Genomic DNA, 2,019 nt, shown 5'->3' on the forward strand with positions numbered 1-2,019 from the left:
GTTCGTGCAGCAGTCTCTTTTTGTTTAATTTTTAAGGGCAAATTATGTTATTTTCACAACATGCACCGTTCGCTACTTGTCATACAAAAGCTCAAGCCAAAACCACCTCATTAGCACTCACTTGCTTTACGCTACTTTTAGCTATCAGTCAGCCTGCATGGGCAGCTAAAGCTTACCAGGCAACTTATACAGCGAGTTTCAAAGCGCAGGTAAATATTAACGGCACCCTCAAAAGAAGCCTCACTGAGCAGCAAAACGGCCAATGGCTGTTTAAAGATGATATCAGCGCCCTCTTAGCTTCCATTAAAGAGAGTAGCGAGCTGCGTATTAAAAACAATAAAGTTATTCCTTTAAAATATCAGTACCTGCGCAAGGTTATCGGTAAAAAGAAAAAACAAACGATTAGCTTTGACTGGGCTAAAAACCAGGCGGTTAATAAAAACAGCCAAGTGATAACACTTAAAGATAATACCCAAGACCCTTTGAGCTACCAATTACAATTACAATTGGATCTGCAAAACGGACACCGTGGTAATTTTGAATATCCCTATACCAAAAAGAACAAAATTGAACGATTAAAATTTATTGAAGTGGGTAGTGAAGTAATAGACACGCCACTAGGTAAGCTCAAAAGCATCAAGTTAAAACTCGATCGCGGTCCCAATGCTAAAAGGGAAACATTTATTTGGTTTTCCATTAAACACAATTTCATCATTAGTCAGTTAAAACAAACGGAAGCAGACGGTAAATCCTATTCCATTGTACTAAAAGAGTTAAAACTGTAATTTTCTGAGAAAAATATAATGAGCACAGTACTGGCAGAGCACACCACTGCATGGTTATTAAATCAAGAAGATTGCGATTGTGATGACCAACGATTTTATTGCAGCTATTTTATCTCCCACAGCAGCCTCTGTCTTGACGAAGCCGTGGATGATAAAAGCTACTTTAGCAACATGGAACAAAGCTTATTAAAGGGACTTGCCACCGATCAGCTAACAGAACAAGATCGGTCCGGTATTCAATCACTCTGGACCCAGGCCATCAAAAAATTCACAACGAGTTAAAATTGAATATTCAGCATAACGTCTACGCTATGCTGAGGATTCAATTTGTAATTATTCAGGATAATCTTCACATAAGTTATTCTTTAGTAAAAAACTAAGGTATTATTCTTATAGGTATTTATACAGTATTGTCAGCGAGTTAAATGACAGTACTAAACTTTGTGCAAGCTAAATATATAGAGGCAAAAAAATGATTCATCAAATTACAAAAGCACTGGATAGCGTACTAAAGATCAAATCTGTAAGCGCACACTGTGATGTACCTTGCGGTATTTACGATCCAAGCACCATGCAACTAGCAACTCTAACTGTGATCCGTTTTATGGATCAAATTAACGAGCTAGAAGGTAAAGAACTGACACTTGCCGATCAAGCTAAACTTGTACGTTTAGTTTCTGAAAAAGAAATTCACGCTGAGAAAGTAAAGCAAGAAGTACGCATCATGTGGGGCGATTATTTCAAAGCTGCACAGTTTGAAGCATGTCCTGGCACCAACGAGCTAGTACACAACATCATGCTAACGGGTTCTAAGTGCAAGCAGGGAATTGATCGTGCTGCTGGTGAAGAGCTACTTAAGTTAGTTAACGAATTCGCAGCTAGCTTCTGGAAAACTAAAGGTGTTGATACCTATACTGCTACTTGCCCTTACGCACCAGCACTTGACGTTGTTTACCCAAAGCTGGGTTAATAAACGTATAAAGTGGTTACCTATAGTTTGCTATAGGTAACATTTTCTATCCTACTATGATTTATCTTCGTCGTATCAATGGCAACAGCATGTCTCCCACGCTCTCAAATGGGGATTACATTGTTGCATTTAGACCCTTTCGAATGCGCTTTAGTGTTGGCGATATTGTCATTGTCAGTCACCCGCAATTCTCAGAAATTATTAAACGCATTAAAGATGTTGATCAGCAGGGAAACTTTTGGCTGGTCGGTGATGGATTGGACA

Annotated in this window: 4 protein-coding genes; all 4 read left to right on the forward strand. The window is 38.8% G+C overall.

The genetic code is table 11. From position 1 onward, the window contains the following. The first annotated feature begins 44 nt into the window (after positions 1-44). Positions 45-785 (forward strand): DUF3108 domain-containing protein, encoded by a 741-nt coding sequence (locus tag DWA01_RS00250; RefSeq protein ID WP_114283635.1) that lies wholly within the window; start codon positions 45-47, stop codon positions 783-785. Positions 786-803: 18 nt separating this feature from the next. Further along, a complete protein-coding gene (locus tag DWA01_RS00255) occupies positions 804-1,067 on the forward strand; it encodes a hypothetical protein (RefSeq protein ID WP_114283636.1) in 264 nt (87 codons plus the stop codon). 190 nt (positions 1,068-1,257) lie between these two features. Beyond that, positions 1,258-1,755, forward strand: a complete 498-nt coding sequence (gene sodN, locus DWA01_RS00260) for a superoxide dismutase, Ni (RefSeq protein ID WP_114283637.1) — start codon at positions 1,258-1,260, stop codon at positions 1,753-1,755. Positions 1,756-1,811: 56 nt separating this feature from the next. After that, on the forward strand, positions 1,812-2,019 hold a 208-nt coding region (locus DWA01_RS23980; RefSeq protein ID WP_419186972.1), incomplete at its 3' end, for a S24/S26 family peptidase.

Source organism: Candidatus Halocynthiibacter alkanivorans (genome assembly GCF_003333265.1).
GTDB classification, from domain to species: domain Bacteria; phylum Pseudomonadota; class Alphaproteobacteria; order Rhodobacterales; family Rhodobacteraceae; genus Halocyntiibacter_A; species Halocyntiibacter_A alkanivorans.